The sequence below is a fragment of the Kiloniella laminariae DSM 19542 genome (assembly GCF_000374005.1).
Lineage (GTDB): Bacteria > Pseudomonadota > Alphaproteobacteria > Kiloniellales > Kiloniellaceae > Kiloniella > Kiloniella laminariae.
The window spans coordinates 83,641-102,390 of sequence record NZ_KB893137.1 but is presented as its reverse complement, the minus strand read 5'-3'; the positions used below and the strand labels follow the sequence as shown (position 1 = coordinate 102,390).

20 protein-coding genes are annotated in these 18,750 nt (G+C 52.8%); 14 read left to right on the top strand and 6 right to left on the bottom strand.

Annotated features, from left to right (window positions below):
* Positions 1–51 precede the first annotated feature (51 nt).
* Entirely contained in the window at positions 52–693 is a 642-nt protein-coding gene (gene mobA / locus B152_RS0108690; protein ID WP_020592021.1) for a molybdenum cofactor guanylyltransferase MobA, read from the bottom strand.
* The gene (fdhD, locus tag B152_RS0108685; protein ID WP_020592020.1) at positions 690–1,658 is read right to left on the bottom strand and encodes a formate dehydrogenase accessory sulfurtransferase FdhD; all 969 of its coding nucleotides are present in this window, start codon (positions 1,656–1,658) and stop codon (positions 690–692) included. The genes mobA and fdhD overlap by 4 nt, the downstream gene beginning before the upstream one ends.
* A gap of 236 nt (positions 1,659–1,894) precedes the next feature.
* Between fdhD and B152_RS0108680 the strand changes: the two genes are divergently transcribed.
* The 11 genes from B152_RS0108680 to moaA all read left to right on the top strand — a co-directional run bounded on the left by B152_RS0108680 (position 1,895) and on the right by moaA (position 12,605).
* Positions 1,895–2,599: an ABC transporter permease gene (locus B152_RS0108680; protein ID WP_020592019.1), complete on the top strand. Its 705-nt coding sequence runs from the start codon at positions 1,895–1,897 to the stop codon at positions 2,597–2,599.
* Positions 2,596–3,312: an ATP-binding cassette domain-containing protein gene (locus tag B152_RS0108675; RefSeq protein WP_020592018.1), complete on the top strand. Its 717-nt coding sequence runs from the start codon at positions 2,596–2,598 to the stop codon at positions 3,310–3,312. Before B152_RS0108680 ends, B152_RS0108675 begins: the two co-directional genes overlap by 4 nt.
* 65 nt (positions 3,313–3,377) lie before the next feature.
* Positions 3,378–4,193 (top strand): ABC transporter substrate-binding protein, encoded by an 816-nt coding sequence (locus B152_RS0108670; protein WP_211212171.1) that lies wholly within the window; start codon positions 3,378–3,380, stop codon positions 4,191–4,193.
* A 300-nt stretch (positions 4,194–4,493) separates the two neighbouring features.
* Entirely contained in the window at positions 4,494–5,468 is a 975-nt protein-coding gene (locus tag B152_RS0108665; RefSeq protein ID WP_033405937.1) for an ABC transporter substrate-binding protein, read from the top strand.
* A 147-nt stretch (positions 5,469–5,615) separates the two neighbouring features.
* A complete protein-coding gene (locus tag B152_RS0108660) occupies positions 5,616–6,512 on the top strand; it encodes an ABC transporter permease (protein WP_020592015.1) in 897 nt (298 codons plus the stop codon).
* Position 6,513: 1 nt separating this feature from the next.
* Positions 6,514–7,308: an ABC transporter ATP-binding protein gene (locus tag B152_RS0108655; protein ID WP_020592014.1), complete on the top strand. Its 795-nt coding sequence runs from the start codon at positions 6,514–6,516 to the stop codon at positions 7,306–7,308.
* A 5-nt stretch (positions 7,309–7,313) separates the two neighbouring features.
* Complete coding sequence (locus B152_RS26530; protein ID WP_020592013.1) at positions 7,314–8,135, top strand: M23 family metallopeptidase; 822 nt, start codon at positions 7,314–7,316, stop codon at positions 8,133–8,135.
* A 103-nt stretch (positions 8,136–8,238) separates the two neighbouring features.
* Complete coding sequence (locus tag B152_RS0108645) at positions 8,239–9,651, top strand: mechanosensitive ion channel family protein (protein ID WP_020592012.1); 1,413 nt, start codon at positions 8,239–8,241, stop codon at positions 9,649–9,651.
* Positions 9,652–9,727: 76 nt separating this feature from the next.
* On the top strand, positions 9,728–10,576 hold the full coding sequence (locus B152_RS0108640) for a C40 family peptidase (RefSeq protein ID WP_020592011.1): 849 nt from the start codon (positions 9,728–9,730) through the stop codon (positions 10,574–10,576).
* Positions 10,577–10,581: 5 nt separating this feature from the next.
* The gene (locus B152_RS0108635; RefSeq protein ID WP_020592010.1) at positions 10,582–11,448 is read left to right on the top strand and encodes a hypothetical protein; all 867 of its coding nucleotides are present in this window, start codon (positions 10,582–10,584) and stop codon (positions 11,446–11,448) included.
* A 110-nt stretch (positions 11,449–11,558) separates the two neighbouring features.
* On the top strand, positions 11,559–12,605 hold the full coding sequence (moaA, locus tag B152_RS0108630; RefSeq protein WP_020592009.1) for a GTP 3',8-cyclase MoaA: 1,047 nt from the start codon (positions 11,559–11,561) through the stop codon (positions 12,603–12,605).
* Positions 12,606–12,659: 54 nt separating this feature from the next.
* Here moaA and B152_RS23060 read toward each other — a convergent pair whose 3' ends face one another.
* Both B152_RS23060 and B152_RS0108620 read right to left on the bottom strand, forming a co-directional pair.
* Complete coding sequence (locus tag B152_RS23060; protein WP_020592008.1) at positions 12,660–13,898, bottom strand: MFS transporter; 1,239 nt, start codon at positions 13,896–13,898, stop codon at positions 12,660–12,662.
* Positions 13,899–13,957: 59 nt separating this feature from the next.
* A complete protein-coding gene (locus tag B152_RS0108620) occupies positions 13,958–14,428 on the bottom strand; it encodes a hypothetical protein (protein ID WP_020592007.1) in 471 nt (156 codons plus the stop codon).
* Positions 14,429–14,621: 193 nt separating this feature from the next.
* Between B152_RS0108620 and B152_RS0108615 the strand changes: the two genes are divergently transcribed.
* A complete protein-coding gene (locus B152_RS0108615) occupies positions 14,622–15,416 on the top strand; it encodes an NAD kinase (protein WP_083921846.1) in 795 nt (264 codons plus the stop codon).
* Positions 15,417–15,688: 272 nt separating this feature from the next.
* Here B152_RS0108615 and B152_RS0108610 read toward each other — a convergent pair whose 3' ends face one another.
* Positions 15,689–15,925, bottom strand: coding sequence for a DUF1127 domain-containing protein (locus B152_RS0108610; RefSeq protein ID WP_020592005.1), 237 nt, complete (start codon positions 15,923–15,925; stop codon positions 15,689–15,691).
* 142 nt (positions 15,926–16,067) lie between these two features.
* Between B152_RS0108610 and B152_RS0108605 the strand changes: the two genes are divergently transcribed.
* Both B152_RS0108605 and B152_RS25225 read left to right on the top strand, forming a co-directional pair.
* Positions 16,068–17,045, top strand: coding sequence for a transcriptional regulator GcvA (locus B152_RS0108605; RefSeq protein ID WP_020592004.1), 978 nt, complete (start codon positions 16,068–16,070; stop codon positions 17,043–17,045).
* A gap of 696 nt (positions 17,046–17,741) precedes the next feature.
* On the top strand, positions 17,742–18,263 hold the full coding sequence (locus B152_RS25225) for a gamma-glutamylcyclotransferase family protein (protein ID WP_157230993.1): 522 nt from the start codon (positions 17,742–17,744) through the stop codon (positions 18,261–18,263).
* 104 nt (positions 18,264–18,367) lie between these two features.
* On the opposite strand, the gene B152_RS0108595 is transcribed toward B152_RS25225, so the two are convergent.
* Entirely contained in the window at positions 18,368–18,703 is a 336-nt protein-coding gene (locus B152_RS0108595) for a PilZ domain-containing protein (protein WP_020592002.1), read from the bottom strand.
* Positions 18,704–18,750 lie beyond the last annotated feature (47 nt).

The following is an 18,750-nucleotide window of genomic DNA, read 5'->3' as shown; positions in this document are numbered from 1 at the left end:
CAAGCATAGTGGGCAACAACTATGGCAAAGGCAAAGCCTATTCCCACACAATCAGGTGAGCAAAAATGCCTCGATCTCGGTCAAATCACCAGGCTTGTTTGCATTGAAAAAAGGATCAACCTTTTGCCCGGCAATATCCAGATCTTCGAAACTGGCTTCCGCAACACCGTGCCGTGCAGTCCAAAGATCTACTTTACGCAACTCATCCTCGACCATTGCCCGGCGAAGGTCTGCCCGCAGATCAACGGACCAGAGCCCGACAACAGGATGATTTCGCCCTCTTGAAACGGCACAAGCCAGAGGTAACTTTTCCCGTCCAGCAGCTGATTTTAATTGCCGAACCAGATCAAGCGGAATCAAAGGGGCATCACAGGGAACAGAAACGAGCCATTTTATCTCGGGATGATGTTCTGTAACCCACTCCATACCTGTCAATATCCCTGCAAGAGGACCAGGGTTTCCCTCAAGCACGTCCGCAGCCACGGGCAGATCATTATCCGCAAAGCGTGACGGATCCCCATTGGCATTGATGGCCAAAGGACCAATTTGGGGCCTGATCCGATCCAAAACTCTTTGCAGTAATGTCTGTCCCGCAAGTAATTTGAGACTTTTATCTCCGCCCCCCATACGGCGGGCCAGCCCGCCTGCCAGAATGATTCCAGCCACATCACCGTGTTGCCCCAGCTTGATCATGACTTTTCCGATCCGCGACTGGCTGCCCGTTGATGGCGACTGTCTTCTTCTTGCAGATCATTTTCATCATGATCAAAAATAATCCGCTCCTGTCCGGCCAGCGCTGTAAACCGCCGTCCCTTCGCCCGTCCGATCAGGGTCAGTCCGGCCTGACGCGCCAGATCCACCCCCCAGGCCGTAAAGCCGGAGCGGGAAACCAGTATCGGTATACCCATATGAACGGTCTTGATCACCATTTCCGAAGTCAGGCGCCCGGTGGTATAAAAAATCTTGTCTTCCGCAGAGATCCCCTTGAGGAACATATAACCGGCGATCTTGTCCACCGCATTGTGACGGCCAACATCCTCGACATAGATCAGGGGTTTGTCGCCATGGCACAGAACACAGCCGTGAATGGCCCCCGCCTCCAGATAAAGACTGGGCGCAGCATTGATCTTGCGGCTGAGGGTATAGATCCAGGAAGTATGAATACGTGCCTCTGCAGAAAGCACAACATCCTCGAATTTTTCCATCAAATCCCCGAAAACTGTTCCCTGGGCACAGCCAGAGGTTCGGGTTTTCTTTTTCAGCTTTTCTTCATAGTTGGTCGCCCGCTCGGTCCGCACAACCACCAGATCAAGTTCTTCATCGACCTCAATCGCCGTGATTACGTCATCTGGCTTGAGCATATTCTGGTTCAGCAGATACCCCAAAGCAAGATAATCAGGGTAATCCCCGATGGTCATCATGGTGACAATTTCCTGACCATTGAGAAAAAGCGTCAGAGGCTTCTCGACCACAACCGGTATTTCTAGCGTCTTGCCATCCTGATCCGTTCCCAGCACACGTTCAGTCAAACCGCTGTTCTGCGGGTCTGGTCGCAACAGAAAATCTTTCAACAGGGCAGGATCAGCCTTGGCAACACCCCGTTTAACCAGGGATGTTTCAGGCTTTGCATTCTGGGGAACAGCAGGTTTTTTGGTCATCAAGATCTCTAAAAAATTCTCACAGCCTGGGTATGTCTCCTTGGTATTTGATAAAGGAAACTCATACAACAAGATAGAATCACTATGTCTTCTGCCAGAAGATCAAACAAGAGTGGCTCTATTCGCGAAAAGCTATCTGATATTAGAAAATTCCCATAAGGCTTTTCTCTGCGGATATAGTAGACAGGCACGCACCATTTAACCCCTTCAAAAATTTAGGGACTGTCCATCCGCGAATGAACGATTTTTCCCAGGCATTCAGTCTCTCTCTCGATCTGATTTTTTCGCTCGACGCCCGTCTGGCCGAAATTGTCCTGCTCAGTCTGCGGGTCAGTCTTTCCGCAGTGCTCATTGCAACCCTTATCGGCCTGCCTCTGGGTGCCGCACTGGCAACATTGCGTTTTCCCGGTCGGCGTACAGTGAATGCCTTTCTCAGCTCGCTCATGGGTTTGCCCCCGGTGGTTGTCGGTCTTGTGGTCTACCTGCTTCTTTCCAGATCCGGTCCTATGGGGTCCCTGGGATTACTTTTCACCCCCACAGCGATGATCATCGCCCAGAGTCTGCTGATAACCCCCATCATTGCCAGCCTTGCCCGTCAGGTCAGCGAAGATCTCTGGGGCGAATATCGCGACCAGTTGACCTCGCTGGGCTGTGAACCCTTACGCGCGGTTCCGACAATCCTCTGGGATGGACGCTATCGCCTGACTACAGCCGTTTTGGCCGGGTTTGGCCGCGCAACAGCAGAGGTCGGCGCTGTGATGATCGTCGGTGGCAACATTGATCATGTCACCCGAGTTATGACCACGACCATTGCCCTGGAGACATCAAAAGGGAACCTGTCACTGGCACTGGCATTGGGCATGATCCTGATTACCCTGTCCCTGACCATCAATGTGGCGACCTTTATGATCCGTGACCAGGTGAAGGGAGAAAGCCTGTGACTTTGCCCGGCTCCATTCTTCCTCTGAAACTGGTCGATTTGACCTATGCCGTTGATGGTCAGAAGCTGGTGCACAACCTGTCACTGGAATTTATCCAGGGGCCCAAAACCCTGATCCTTGGTCCAAACGGTGCGGGTAAATCCCTAACCCTGCGCATGGCGCATGGTCTGCTCAAGCCAACCTCCGGCAAGGTCCAGTGGCAACAACGTCACCCCCAGCGTCATCAGGCCATGGTATTTCAGCGCCCGGTCATGCTCCGAAGATCCGCTGCTGCAAACATCGATTACGCCCTGAACCTGAAAGGTCTGGGGAAAGCCGAAGCAGCGGAGCTTCGCAACGAGGTTCTTGCCAAAACCGGTTTATCAGGCATTGCCGCACGTCCTGCGCGCGTACTTTCCATCGGCGAGCAACAACGTCTGGCCATTGCCCGCGCCTGGGCACTCAGACCCCAGGTGCTGTTTCTTGATGAACCCACCGCCAGCCTTGACCCCAAGGCGACAAGGGCGATTGAGGACTTGATCGAGACCATCCATGCGGCCGGAACAAAAATCATTATGTCTACCCACGATATGGGGCAGGCAAAACGGCTGGCCGATGAAGTCATTTTCCTCAACCAGGGTATGCTTTCAGAGCGCACAGCCGCCAGCGATTTTTTCTCCAGCCCTCGCAGTGCAGAAGGGCGTGCTTTCCTGGAGGGAGAACTCCTTCTCTGAGCATCAGCCCTAGGAAAACTCCCTCACCGACTCAACCATTGATCAAGATTGAAACAATTATGAAAATGAACAGGTTTTCCGCTTCCCTGCTTGCTACCCTTCTGATTTTAAGTGCAACTATCGCTTCCGCTGCAGACCGCTATATCGTTGTTGCCTCGACAACTTCCACTGAAAATTCCGGCCTGTTTTCCTATATTCTCCCGATTTTCACTGAAAAATCCGGCATCGAAGTACGGGTTGTCGCCAAGGGAACCGGGAAAGCCATCCGCATGGCACAAGATGGGGATGCCGACGTTCTTTTTGTCCACCACAAACCTTCTGAGGAAAAATTTGTTGCCGAAGGCTACGGCCTCCAGCGCTTTGATGTGATGTACAACGACTTTATTCTCGTCGGACCAGACAGCGATCCTGCTGGTATTTCAGGAAACTCTGATATTACAGCTGTCTTCAAGAAAATCGGCGATAAAGAAGCTCTTTTCGCTTCGCGCGGGGACGACAGCGGTACCCACAAGAAAGAGCAGGGCCTGTGGAAAGAAGCAGGCATTGATCAGGAAGCAGCTTCCGGTACATGGTACCGTGCAACAGGCCAGGGGATGGGAGCAACTCTCAATGCTGCTGTCGCGATGGGGGCCTATGCCCTTTCAGACCGCGCCACCTGGATTGCCTATAAAAACAAGGGTGACTTCACAATTTCGTCCGAAGGAAGCCCCCTGCTTTTTAACCAGTATGGTGTCATCATGGTAAATCCGGAAAAACACCCCCACGTCAAAGCAGAAGACGGTCAGGCCTTTATCGACTGGGTTCTTTCCAAAGAAGGTCAGGACGCTATTGCCTCCTTCAAACTGGACGGACAGCAGCTGTTTTTCCCGAACGCCCAATAAAAAATGATCCGTAAAATTATTCCCGATTTAAAGTAATTCGATAAATAACTTGCACAGCAGCCTTTGTGAAGAATCACAGAGGCTGCTGTTTTTTGATTGGGATCATGGTTCCCAGCAGCTAAAGCCTGTCGAAAACATGCTGGTGCTCTTGGAATTCGTCAGCTCAAACAGATTATGAACTTGCTTTCAGCGAAGCGAACCTGATTATTACGGGATAACAACGCAGGGGAGAATCCCCTCACTTCCCTACAGGGGGCTCTCTTGGCACCAATGAATGATATTCTGAACTGGAGGCATATTATGAATTCCAAGCGCTTTGGATCAAAAATCCTGGCCGCAGGCGTTGCTCTCGGTCTGTCCCTGCCATTACTGGCACAGGCAGCAGACGTGACAGTGGCCACCACAGCTATTGTTGAACACCCTGCTCTTGATGCCGTACGTGATGGTGTACGTGACGAACTTAAAGCCAATGGCTTTGAAGAAGGTAAAAACCTGACCTTCATCTATAAAAGCGCCCAGGGAAATCCGGCGACAGCGGCGCAGATCGCCCGTGAATACGTTGGCGACGCACCAGATGTAATTGTGCCGATTGCAACGCCTTCCGCCCAGGCCGTTGTTGCAGCAACCAAGGATATTCCGATTGTATTTTCTGCCGTAACCGATCCTGTCGCTGCCAAACTGGTTGCGGATGAGGAAGCTTCCGGCACCAACGTGACCGGTGTCAGCGATCTTTCGCCAATTGACCAGCACATCGCCCTGATCAAGGAACTGACCCCCGATGCAAAAACCATCGGTGTTCCGTACAATCCGGGTGAAGCCAACTCGGTTGTCCTGCTTGATCTTGTCAAAAAGCATGGCGAGGCTGCCGGATATAAAGTTATCGAATCTCCTGCGACAAAAACCGGGGAAGTCCTGACTGCTGCCCAGAACCTGATCGGGCAGGCTGATGTAATTTATGTCGCAACCGATAATACTATTATTTCCGCGTTTGAGGCTGTTGTGAAAGTCGGCGTCGAGAACCAGATCCCTGTTTATGCTGGTGATACGGATTCCGTGAAACGTGGTGCCATGGCTGCCCTTGGTTTTGATTACTACGATGTTGGTCGTCAGACCGGAAAGATCGTGGTTGATATCCTCAATGGCAAGAATGCTGGTGACATTGCCTTCCAGGGAGTCAGTAAAACCAACCTCTTCGTTAATCCTGCCATGGCTACAAAGATGGGCGTAACTCTGTCGGACGAAGTTATCGCCCGCGCAACAGAAGTTGTCGAATAAGTCATTTTCCGCTTCTTGCTTGTCTGGAAGCCGGTGATGCGTTTAAAAAGTGACGAAGTTCTTTCACCGGAATTTCGTCACTTTCTTTAAAATTAAGACCCTGAACTTCATGTACGTCGTTATCTCGAAATCCAGAGGCCAGTCCTGATGAATATCGTTTCCTTGATGGGGGCCGTAGAACTGGGCCTTATTTTTGGTTTGATTGCCCTGGCAGTCTTCCTTTCCTTTCGGGTTCTGGATTTTCCGGATCTGACAATTGACGGCAGCTTCCCGCTCGGTGCCGCGGTCTGCGCAACCCTGATCATCAGTGGCAGCAGCCCCCTTCTAGCAACAGTCATCGCTTTTATTGCTGGCGGCTGCGCAGGTCTGGTCACTGCCTTTTTGCACCTGCGCTTCAAAATCATGAATTTGCTGGCCTCCATTTTGACCATGATCGCCCTCTATTCGATCAATCTGCGGATCATGGGGCGCCCCAATCTCGCGCTGATTACCGAAGACACCATCCTGACTCCTTTTCTGGGGCTTGATGTTAAAATGTACCTGCTCAAGCCACTGGTTGCTGGTGTTATTGTTTTGATTGTCGCGCTGATTGTTGCCCGCTTTCTCAACTCGGATTACGGACTGTCCATGCGCGCAACTGGTGCCAACCAGAAGATGGCCCGTGCCCAGGGCATCGACACCAACCGGACGACCTATGTCGGCATGGCCCTTTCCAATGCGCTGGTCGGACTGGCTGGCGCCCTCTTTGCCCAAATGAACGGCTTTGCCGATATCACCATTGGCACAGGTACCATTGTCATTGGTCTGGCTGCCCTGATTGCAGGGGAAGCTCTCTTCTCGACCCGCGGTATGCTCCTGGCCGTTCTTGCCTGTATTCTTGGTTCCGTGGTTTACCGTCTAGCCATCGCCTTTGCCCTGAAAGCCGATGTTATTGGTCTGCAGTCTTCAGACCTCAATCTGGTTACCGCTGTTCTGGTGGTTATCGCGCTGGTTCTGCCCGGGGCAAAAAACCCTCTCAAAAACCTTATCAAGCGGGGGAAATAACATGATTGACGTACAGGACCTCCGCATCACCTTTGGCAAGGGCACCGCGATCGAGAACAAGGCCTTGCAAGGTGTTAATCTCACGGTTGCCGATGGAGAGTTTGTCACCGTTATCGGCTCGAACGGTGCGGGAAAATCTACCCTTATGAACTGCCTGACCGGAGAGCTGATTGCCGATAGCGGTTCTATAGTCATCGGTGATCAGGAGGTATCGCGCTGGAATGCTGCCAAACGCAGCAGCCTGGTCTCGCGGGTATTCCAGGACCCTCTGGCAGGAACCTGTGAGAACCTGACCATTGAGGAAAACCTGGCCCTGGCCCATTCTCGAGGTATCAATCGTGGTTTTGGTCGAGCCATCAATCGCCACAAACGCGAGCTTTTCCGCGAGCGCCTGTCCCGTCTGCGGCTCGGCCTTGAAAGCCGCCTTGAAGACAAGATGGGCCTGCTCAGCGGGGGACAACGCCAGGCCGTCAGCCTGATCATGGCAACACTGCAGCCAACAAAAACCCTGTTGCTTGACGAACATACTGCCGCCCTTGACCCGCGCATGCAGGCCTTTGTTCTGGAACTCACCCACGAACTGGTTGAGGAAGAAGGCATGACCACCCTGATGATCACCCATTCCATGGGGCAGGCCCTGCAGTTCGGCAGCAGAACCGTGATGCTCCATGAAGGTCAAGTGGTTCTGGATGTTTCCGGCGAAGAACGCAGCAAGATGACCATCCATGATCTGGTTGACATGTTCGCCTCGGTACGCGGCGAACAGCTCGACAGCGACAGCTTGCTGCTGGGATAAAAATCGTGATATCTCCGAAGATAACAGGAAGGATAATCTCGCAGGGGATCATCCTTTTTTGTTTTCTGTTCCTTCTGACTTCAATTGCCCAGGCAACAGAAAACAACCGTACCGAATGTTTCAAGCAAGTACTCTGTTATACCACGGCAGAAGATGACCGTTCTGCCCGGCTTGCCCTGCAGAATAACTTTCCTTTCCCCATCCGCATCTCGCTGGAGCTAACTGGACATAATACGGAACCCGCAGCAGCTGCGATCAACTTAGCCGTTCCTGCCCTGGGCACTCAGGCTCTTTTTTCCCTGAAGGCGAAACGCGGAACAACCTGGCGCTATCGCTGGACTTCTGAAGTTCACCCCGACCTCCCCTTCAAAGGGCACGATCCGGATCTGCTCTACGACCTGCCCTTTGCATCACAACACGTCTTCCCTGTTATCCAGCCCCCCGGTGGCCGCTTGAGCCATTTCGGCCCTCAGAAATGGGCCATTGACTGGGCCTTGCCGGAAGGAACGGAAATTTTGGCAGCCCGGGAGGGCCGGGTGATCGCCTTGCGAGAAAACTCTGATCAGGGCGGCCCGACCGAAAGCACCAAGGGGGAGGAGAATTTTATCTGGATTGCCCATTCGGATGGTACCGTTGGCAATTACCTGCATCTCCGGCAAGCTGGCGTTGTTGTTTCTGTCGGTGACGAGGTCCAAAGAGGTCAGTTGATCGGCTACTCGGGCAACACCGGTTTTTCTACCGCTCCCCATCTTCACTTTCATGTTTCCAGTGCCCGGAAAACCGGCCCGGCTTTTCAAAGTCACCCGGTTCACTTCAAAAATCCATAACACTCCCGACAAGAAGTAAAACTACGCGTTTTGCGATAAAGTTGTTAAGCTGCTGGAAACCGGGCTTCCCTTCCCCGGCCCTTTAAACACGAACCAGGAGATCATGTTGGACGAGATCGAGCTTCCAAATCTGCAAGAAGTTGAACAGTCCATCTGGAAATTGCTCGAATGGCTCAGCCATAATCTGCTCAGCTGGCCTGTGATCCTCCAGCTTGCTCTGCTGATCTTACTGTTGCCCGCAAGTCGATATCTGGGAAAAAAAATCAGTCCGATTGCCTCGGAATGGAACCATAAGTCCCGCACGCCCCTGCTCTTGCGCTCAATCCTGAGTAACCTGCGCCCCCTGATCCCCTGGGTTCTCTATCTCATTGCTCTCTGGATTACATTGGGTGTTCTGTTCCAGATCGATGCTCCTCTGCGCAGCCGTTTCCTGATCAACACCGTCGCCAGTTTGACCCTGGCCTGGGTCATTATCAGCCTGACCACCAGCCTGATCAAAACCCGGATTGTAGCCAAGATGGTAACCCTGTTCATCTGGGCCATTGCCGCACTGAACATTCTTGGCCAGCTTGATCTGGCCAAGGAAATTCTTGATTCCGCAGCTCTCGATATAGGGGGTTTGCGGATTTCCCTGTTGATGGTTCTCAAGGGCGTGATTTCTCTTGCCGTTTTGCTCTGGGGGGCCATTGCCTTCAGCTCCCTGTTAGAACGGCGGGTCAAGGCAGTCCCTGAATTGACCCCCTCGGTCCAGGTTCTCCTGGGCAAGTTGCTCAAGGTTACGCTGATCGGTCTGGCAATTATCATCGGTCTGAAAAGCGTCGGCATCGACCTCTCCGCCTTTGCTCTCTTTGGTGGCGCCCTCGGTGTTGGTATCGGTTTTGGTTTGCAAAAGGTCATCGCCAACCTTGTCTCGGGCATCATTCTGTTGATGGATCGCTCGATCAAACCGGGCGATGTTATTGCCGTCAACAATACCTATGGCTGGGTAAAATCTTTTGGCGCGCGTTATGCCTCGGTCATCACCCGTGATGGAACTGAACACCTGATTCCCAACGAGGAATTTATCACCCAACGGGTTGAAAATTGGTCCTATTCCAACAGCTGGATCAGGGTTCGGGTTCCGGTTGGCGTATCCTATGGCTCTGATATACACAAAGCGATCGAGCTCTGTATGGAAGCGGCCAAAGAGAACCCCAGAATTATGAACGACCCGGCACCCAACTGTCTGGTGACAGGCTTTGGCGACAATTCGGTCAATCTCGAAGTGCGCTTCTGGATTCCGGACCCTCAGAACGGTCTGGGTAATATAAAAAGCGCCCTGATGCTTGCTATCTGGGACAAGTTCCATGCCTCTGAAGTCGAATTTCCCTTCCCGCAACGCGACCTGCATATCAAGGGCCCGGTGGAAATTATCACCCGGTCGGAACCTCTTTCAGAATCTGTCGCTAAACCAGCGGCCAAGTCGGGTACAAAATCCCCAAAAACCTTGCGAGATCAGGATACGGGAGACGATTAGATATTGAAAAAAATCTGGCTCTTAAGAACAGCCAGCGTTACCCTTGGAACAGCCCCGAACGGACTTGAAGCGAACCATGACAGAAACACTGAATCCCCGGCTCCACCCCTATCGTGATGACCTTGCCGCCGAATACCTCAAGGGCAAAGTTTCCGCAGCGCGATACAGCAAGGGTTACCCGGCACAGGTCATCGTTGGTCACAGCTCCTTGCGTCGCCACCCCGCCGCAGAAGCGGTGCAGGACAGCGAGCTTCTTTTTGGCGAAAAACTGACGGCTTATGAAGAAAAAGACGGCTGGGCCTGGGTTCAGAATGCCCGCGACAGCTATGTCGGCTATGTCCTGATGGCCGGGCTGAGCCGGGAAGTCCGTGCGACAACGCACCGGGTAACCGCTCTGCGTACCTATGTCTATCCTCAGCCGGATATGAAAACACCCCCGCTCGACCTGCTTTCGATGCAGAGCGCGGTGCTGTCGCTGCGACAGGAAGGTCGTTTTACCCAGATACAGGGCGGCGGTTGGGTCTTTACCGACCATATCGTCTCCCAGAGCGAAACCGCCACCGATCATGTCACTGTCGCCAAACGGTTTCTCGGCACGCCTTACAGCTGGGGTGGAAAAACTTCGGTCGGCATAGACTGTTCCGGATTGGTTCAGATCTCCCTCGGTGCCTGCGGGCATTCTGTACTGCGCGACACGGGCATGCAGGAACAAACTCTCGGTACACCGATCAACTCGGACCAGGTAACCACAGGCGATCTGCTCTACTGGCCCGGTCACGTTGCAATTGCCCTGGACAGCAAGACCGCGATCCATGCCACGGCCCACAGCATGGATGTGACAATCGAGCCGATTTCCCATATTACCGAACGGGTCGAAATGGACACCGGCGGCACCGGCATGACCGCCATCAAACGCATCAGCTGACTTCTATGCTGTTTACAATCCTGCTCGGGCCTTTTTATACCCGGCGCTCTCTCCTTGCCTTGTTCACTGCGCTCCTGCTGGTTATCCTCCTAACGGTGCTGACCCAGATCGGCGGGGTACTTCTCTGGCTGGCTTTGGGCATGGGGCGGCTTTTCGTCGCCCGCTATGGCTCAGGTTGGAAAAGCAGCAGCCTCCTTTGTTTCCTGTTGCTCTATGGCAATATCAGCTTTTTGATCCTACCCCAGATCGCTCCCGGGTTTGGCCGGGTTCCCCTGAACTGTTTTGCTTCGGACCAGACACCCTACGCTGCCAATTCACCACTCTATTGTCTGCTCAACCGCCACTATGTCGTCCCGGAAATGAAGATATCGCTCGAAGATATCTCTCGCCAGATGGCCAGGCAGTATCCCGGCAGCATCACCACCTATCTCGATGCCAACTTTCCCTTCATCGACGGTTTCCCCCTGCTGCCGCACAAAAGCCATCAGGACGGAAAAAAACTCGACCTCGCCCTGTTCTACCAGAAAAAATCAGACGGAGAGAAACTCCCCGGGGCTGGCGGCTGGTTCCTCGGGTACTGGATTTTTGCTCCCGCCAGATCTTATGAAACACATCCCGCCTGTGCCCGAGACGGCATGCTGCGCTGGTCGATGGAGGGATTACAGGGCCTCTTCAGGGATCTTGCACTGGACCGTGAGCGCAACCGTGCCCTACTCGGTTTTCTGACAAGTGGCAAGACGCGGGACCAGATCGGCAAGATCTTCCTCGAGCCTTACCTCGAAAGCTGGCTCGGTCTGAACAACAGTAAGATCAGACCCGCAGGCTGCAACGCCGCCCGCCACGACGACCATATTCATATTCAGTTGAAGTGAACTCTCTCGCGCCCAAATAGGACTAACAAGGTTAGCCTCGCGACAAAGTGACAGGTGCATCGAGGGAAAAGAGGTGATAGTCTGACCTTTGTTCAGGAGACAGAAAAACAATGACACAGACAACAGCGACAGAATTGTCCAAACAAACGGCAACGGGACATCCCAGCATGGTCGACCCCTTTGGCCGCATGGTTGATTATCTGCGGATTTCCGTAACAGACCGCTGTGACTTTCGCTGTGTCTATTGCATGTCGGAAGACATGAATTTTCTACCTAAAAAAGAACTGCTGACCATTGAGGAACTGACCCGGGTTTCCAATGCCTTTATCCGGCTTGGGGTCAAAAAATTGCGCTTTACCGGGGGCGAGCCGCTGGTGCGCAAGAACATCATGGCACTGTTTAACAGCCTGACGCCGCAACTCGAATCAGGGGCTTTGCGTGAAATGACCCTGACCACCAACGGCAGCCAACTGGGCAAATACGCTCAGCAGCTGGCCGATGCGGGCATGCGCCGGATCAATGTCTCGCTCGACACCCTCAACAGCGACAAATTCACCGCCATCACCCGCTGGGGCAAGTTCGATCAGGTAATGGAGGGTCTGCAGGCGGCGAAAAAAGCTGGACTGAAAGTCAAAATCAACACAGTCGCCCTTCAAGGGGTAAACGATGACGAACTGCACACCCTGGTTTCCTGGTGTGGTGATGAAGGCTTTGATCTGACCTTTATCGAAGTCATGCCCATGGGCGATATCGGCAACGAGGACCGGGTCGACCAGTATCTGCCCTTGACCAAAGTACGCGCTCTGCTGTCAGACCGCTGGAGCCTGAACGAAATCGACTATCAAACCGGGGGCCCGGCACGTTATGTTGAGGTCCGGGAAACCGGTGGCAAGATCGGCTTTATCACCCCCATGACCCATAATTTCTGTGAAAGCTGCAACCGGGTACGCATGACCTGCACCGGGACACTCTATCTCTGCCTCGGGCAGGATGACGCTATGGACCTGCGTGCGCCCCTGCGCAGCAGCGACAGCGATGCCCCCTTGGAACAGGCTATATTCAAAGCCATCGCCCGCAAACCCAAAGGCCACGATTTCATTATCGACCGCGACGCCCTGCCATCAGTCGCCCGCCATATGAGCGTCACCGGCGGGTAATAACAAAAGGAATTAGCCTAGAGCTTTTACCCTATTCTGATCGGCTGCCCTTGCTTAACCAGCCTCGGCTGAGGGGCTGGTTTTATTCACGATCAGCGGCTGGAGATAATACCAGGCCACAGCCAGAATCTGGGCACAAAGCAGCAGGATAATACCGGCCTGATATCCTTCGACCGCATAGCCCCCGCTTTCCTGTAACGGCCAGAGTTCGATAATTTCACCGACAACCCACTGCGCAGCAAAAGCCATGGTAAAGACCATGGAATTCAGCCCTGTGTTCACCCGCCCGGCAAGGTCGGCCGGGAAGTGCTGGGAAAGTCCAGGGTAAACCAGATACCCCCCGGTACCGAACAGAGCAAAGCTCATCCAGACGGCTGAAAGCTGCAGGTAAGAAAAGTCATCCGCAACCAGCAACAGCGCATGGGGCAGAAGACAGAGCTGCATCCCGATACAGCCGACTGTGATCGGGCTGATCTGATGACGGCGCAGCCAGTCTGTCAGAAAACCACCGACCAGAAATCCGGCAAAAACCGCGATGGCAATAAAGCCCAGTGTCGAGGCGACAAGGTCGCGTTCCAGACCGGCGACATCACGCAACCAGGGTCCGGACCAAAGCGCCTGCAGGGCAAAAAATGCAGCCTGCGACATGATGGTAAAGGGGGCTATGCGCCAGAAATAACGACTTCGGAAAATCTGGCCGTATTCCCGAAACTGCTGTCCCGCCGACAGAAGAGGCGGAATTTCGCCCCGGCGCGGAATAACAAAATAGATCAGAAACGAAATCACAACAGACAGGCCGGCAAACACCAGGAAAATCCCTCGCCAACCGATTTCACCCGCAAGGAACTCCACCGGAGCCGTGCCCGCGATGGCGCCAAGCCCCCCAGCCGCGAGATGGCAGCCATTGATCAGTGGCAACCTTTCCTTTGGTACCCAGCTGACATAGGCCTTGAAAGCCGCCATCATACAAGCCGACACACCAAAACCGATCATGGCCCGGCCAAGCAACAGCAGGGGAAAAGCTTCGGCCCAGAAAAACAGCAGGCAGCCCGCCGCGGTAAAGAGCATCAACAGACTTTCCACCTTGCGCGGACCATAACGATCCAGCAGCAATCCCAGCGGTAACTGGGTTGCAGCAAAGGCAATAAAGAATGTACTGGTCATCAGGCCCAGATCAGAGGCATCAAGGTCCAGTTCACTGACCAGGTCAGGTGCAATGACGGCATTAACTACCCGTAAAAGAAAAGACAGGAAGTACCCCAGGGCGAAAGGCAGGAACACACGCAAGATCATGATCGGATATAATCTTTCACAAGGTTTCTCTTCTGGTTATCTCTTTTGGGGAATTCTATTCACTGCAAGACAACCTGATGGGTAAAATTGCGACCATTGGTGATGGTGACTTGCTTGAAGCCCATCAAAGCCGCCAAATCAAAGAAGGTGAAAACATCCTGCACGCCCAGCTCCTGAAAGATCGGCAGGGTACGTACAGCAGCAGTCATATTGGCGAAAATCGCTCTCGCCCGATAAATCGTATCAAGACGACCATCGACCAGCCCGACAATAATCAGTTTCTCGGCATCTTCGCCTTTGGCAAAAATTGCGGCTTCCGGCGGGAACTCCCGCTTCATGTTCTCCTGGGTGATCGCCGTAACAAAAGCAACACGGGTTTTCCGGCTCGCTGTTTCCAGTGGCTTTGCCCGGGCATGATAGATCTCCCGGTAAATCGGCTCGGGATAATAATAACCGGCATGGCGGTCTTCCGCCTGTGCTGACTGGAAAATAATCAGCAAAGATAACAGGGCAAAGAATATGCGAAACACTATGGGATTCCCCCTTAAGGCCTAAAACTCAATCTCGCTCGAGTCAGAGTTCTCCTTACAACCCCTTGAAACTGCAACAAACCGGGAAAAAGGAATTTTCACAGACTCGAACACCGAGACATTTTGACAGTGCTTCTCCCCGCTGTCAGTCTATTGTTATCCTTTGTGAAAATGAATGTTGTGGTCCTGCACCATGACAGCCGGGAGTAAGGCAGTAGCCATGAGCAGAAAGCATCTTGCATTTGTTGCCTCCGACAGCGAAAAAGCAACCAATGCGCTGGAGCGTCTAACCAAACGCTATCAAGCGGTCGCCCCCGAGCAGGCCGATGTTATCGTCGCCTTGGGAGGCGATGGTTTTATGCTGGAAACGCTGCATCAGTACATCGGGCTTGAAATACCAATCTATGGTATGAACCGGGGAACTGTAGGATTTTTGCTCAACCGTTATGATGAAGACGCTCTGGATACCCGCATTGAACAGGCCGTCACGGTTACCCTCCATCCCTTGCGCATGTCCGTGCTTACTGTAAGTGGTCAAAGACATGAGGCCCTCGCCATCAACGAAGTCTCGCTGCACCGGGAAAGCCGTCAGGCAGCCGGAATAGGAATTGATATCGACGGCATAGAACGGATGGAAGAGCTTGTCTGTGACGGGGTTATTGTTTCAACCCCTGCCGGAAGTACGGCTTACAACCTCTCTGCCCACGGCCCCATCATTCCAATCAGCGCATCCCTGCTGGCCATGACACCAATCAGTGCCTTCCGCCCTCGCAGATGGCGCGGTGCTCTCCTGCCAGCAACGGCAGAGGTTTCCTTTCGCACGCTGGATACCGAAAAACGGCCCCTCTCTGCCGCCGCTGACTTTACCGAGATCAAACATGTCAAACAGGTCACAGTCCGCCAGGACACTTCTGTATCCTTAAACCTGCTGTTTGATTTGGAACACAATCTGGAAGAACGCATTATCCGCGAACAATTTTTGCCCTGAAAGCCTGGAACAGATTGAAACGCCCCAAGTCCCCGCTTATCGGACCAGTGAAATCATCACCTAGTGGAGCTTTTGATCCCAACATTTGCACCTGAACTTGCCGAGAGGGGATGCAAATGTTGGAACCGAACCACTAGTCCTGAAACCACAAAAGCCTGACACAAGCGTCGGCCGCTTTTGTCAGGCTTTTGGGTATTCCTCAAAGAGGAAAGATTTACGCTATCCCCGGAGGGTACCCGGTAGCGTGCCGGGGCAGGGTCGACTTTGAAATCCTAGATCGACCAAAAAGGTTTGGCGGCTTCCTTCTGCGCTTCTTCGGCTGAAATCCCCATATCCCGCAGCAGATGGCTGTCGATTTCGCGCAGCGCTGCACGCTCGTTCAAGCGCTCTTGCCAAGCCAGAAGGACGGAGGCAATAAAGGTTACCGGGGTCATCAGAAAAGTCATGCCTGGCTTGTTGATACGCAACTCACCCAAGGCATAACCTTTGTGCATTGTTACATTTGCCATGACAATTCTCCTTATCCGAAAATGCGAACCACGCTGGATCGCCTGTCTCAATTATCTTTGGTACAACTAAGGTAGGAGCAATTGCTTTGTTTCTCAAACGATGTTATTTCATATATCAGATTAGTTTTTTTGATGTGAAATCATGCTCAGACCCCTGCCCCCACTGAACGCGCTCCGCGCTTTTGAAGCTGCTGCAAGGCACCTTTCCTTCACGAAAGCCGCCCAGGAACTGTTTGTGACACAGGCTGCCGTCAGTCATCAGATAAAATCGCTCGAAGATCATCTGGGCATCCAGCTGTTTCGGCGGATGAACCGTCGCCTTATTTTAACTGATGAAGCCCAGATTCTTTTACCTGCCGTCAGCAAGGCTTTTGACATCATAAAATCCACCACCCAGAAACTCTATGATGGTGGGGATCGTGGCGCCCTCAAGGTGTCTGTTATGCCTTCTTTTGCCGCAAAATGGCTTTTACCGCGCCTGCCGAAATTCCGCCGCCTGCATCCCGAAATCGATATTCTGGTTTCGGCCACGATCAACAAGGTCAACTTCAACCGTGATGATGTTGATATGGCAATCCGCTTTGGCAGCGGCCAATACCCCGGACTCCAAGTTGATCAGATGATGAAGGACGAAAGTCTGGTTGTCTGTAGCCCACACCTGCTCAAAGGACCTCTGCCTCTCAAGACACCGGAAGATCTCAGATTCCACACCCTGTTGCACGATGATGTAGGCGAGGAGCCTTTTGCCGTGAACTGGCGGCGCTGGTTGCAGCTGGCCGGGGTCACGGGCGTTGATCCAAACCGAGGCCCCGGCTATAGCGATTCAAGCCTGATCCTTCAGGCGGCAATCGAGGGCCAGGGCATCGCTTTGGGGCGAACATCTCTGACCTATGACGACCTCAAGGCCGGGCGGCTGGTCTGCCCCTTTGGCCCCCGCGCGCCTGCGAACTATCAGTATTATGTGGTTTCACCCTACAGCACCTCGGAAATCACCAAGATCAGAGCTTTTCGGGAATGGTTGCTTTCCGAAGCCAAAGCTGATGATTTTGTCCCCAACATCGAAGTTGATCTGGACCGCGCCCGCGAAAGAAAACTGCTGAGCAGCGGGGAGACCTCCTGAAAAGCCGCTGTTAAAATAAGAGAGCACAAAAGGAACCCGGTCATCCACTCCTTCCTTGCTTGAAACCCCACAGAAAATCTAATTCGAAGCCAGGATGTTTACTTCGTCCTTCTTCTGGAAAAATTCCTGATACAGGAAACGAATCATTGACACCTCTCTTCTTTCGGGCGAGAGAATTCCCCGTAGAGTGTCGAAGACAACACGTGCGGACGTGGTGGAATTGGTAGACACGCCGGACTTAAAACGTTGAGTGCCCTTGGGGAAACCCTTGGAGTAGAACTGCTCAAATTCGGGGAAAGCTGAAACCTAAAGGTCTATGCCAATCCCGAGCCAAGCCTGAACTTCGCAAGAGGAACAGGAAGGTGTAGAGACTAGACGGGCAGCACCTAAGATCAGGCAACAGTGTGGTATGCGCTGATTATGGTGAAGGGATAGTCCAGACCCCAAACGCCGGGTGATCTATTGTCACACGGTGGCGGTGAAAACCGTAGCAGGTAAGAAAATCCGTTGACTTCGGTCGTGCGGGTTCAAGTCCCGCCGTCCGCACCACTCTCCTTCTTTCAACAACAGATGAGCAAGTCCCCTTTTCCGAACTGACTGTGATCCCTCCTCCAGAGATCACCTGCAGCGGATGAAAAAGAACTTTTTGCAAAAAATGATAACTGCCGGTCCTTCTGGCACGACGGAGTAATGCTTATGCTAGGTCAGCGCCTTTTCTTCTTTGGTTCCTTGATGGATCCCGATGTACTCGAAACAGTAACCGGTCGAGCTATTGATCAGACCCAATTGAGACCAGGCATCCTGGAAGGCTATCGCTGTGAACGGGAAGTCAAGGAAAGCTATCCTGTGCTGGTACCCTGTCCCGGCGGGAAAGCAACAGTCATGATTGCAGAGGGATTGAGCGAAACAGATGTCGACAGAATTCTGTTTTATGAAACAGGAGAATACGACCTGGTGCCCTTCACCCTTGATGACGGGAACAGCAAACTGGAGGCTCTCGGTTTTGCAACAGGGGAAGGTATCAAGACTTCTGGTGATATCTGGCGTCTGAATGTCTGGCAGACCACAGAAAAAGCGGCCTTCCTGCCCCTGGCCAGCGCGTTTATGGACGCCTACGGGAAAATGTCGATCCCGGAAGCTTTAAAATACTGGGATCAGTTGACTGAAGAGTTTGAAGAAAAAAACACGCGCCCCCTCAAACGCGGACTGTCCCACTAAGCAGCGTACATGCCATCTCAAGAAACTTCACAAAAACAAAGCCTCTGTGATCATACACAGAGGCTTTATTAATCTGTAGAATAGACAGTATTAATCCATCATGCCTAACTGTGAAGTTGTCGCATTGTGTCCTGGTTCAGAACTCCGGCCAGTCGCTCGGCAATTTTCTCGGGCGAGTTCCGGAACTTGAGGCCAACCTTCAGACCATGGCGCCAGACGACCTCGCCACCAAAGTGAACCGAGCCCGGTAAAATCAGGGTTACATCACTGTTCAGCGGTACTGTATCAGTCAAAAGAACCTGTACACCGGTTACAGAAACATCAAGAACTTCACAATCCGTCGTCAATTCAGGCCCAAATTTAAGACAGCCGTTCAGACCCGCATTCACCCTTGTACGGCCGCGGCGTTCATCAATCTTTGCATTCAAAGCATCTTGCATATCGACCGATCCCCCATCGATTTCAGTGCATTTACATAAAATCCCAT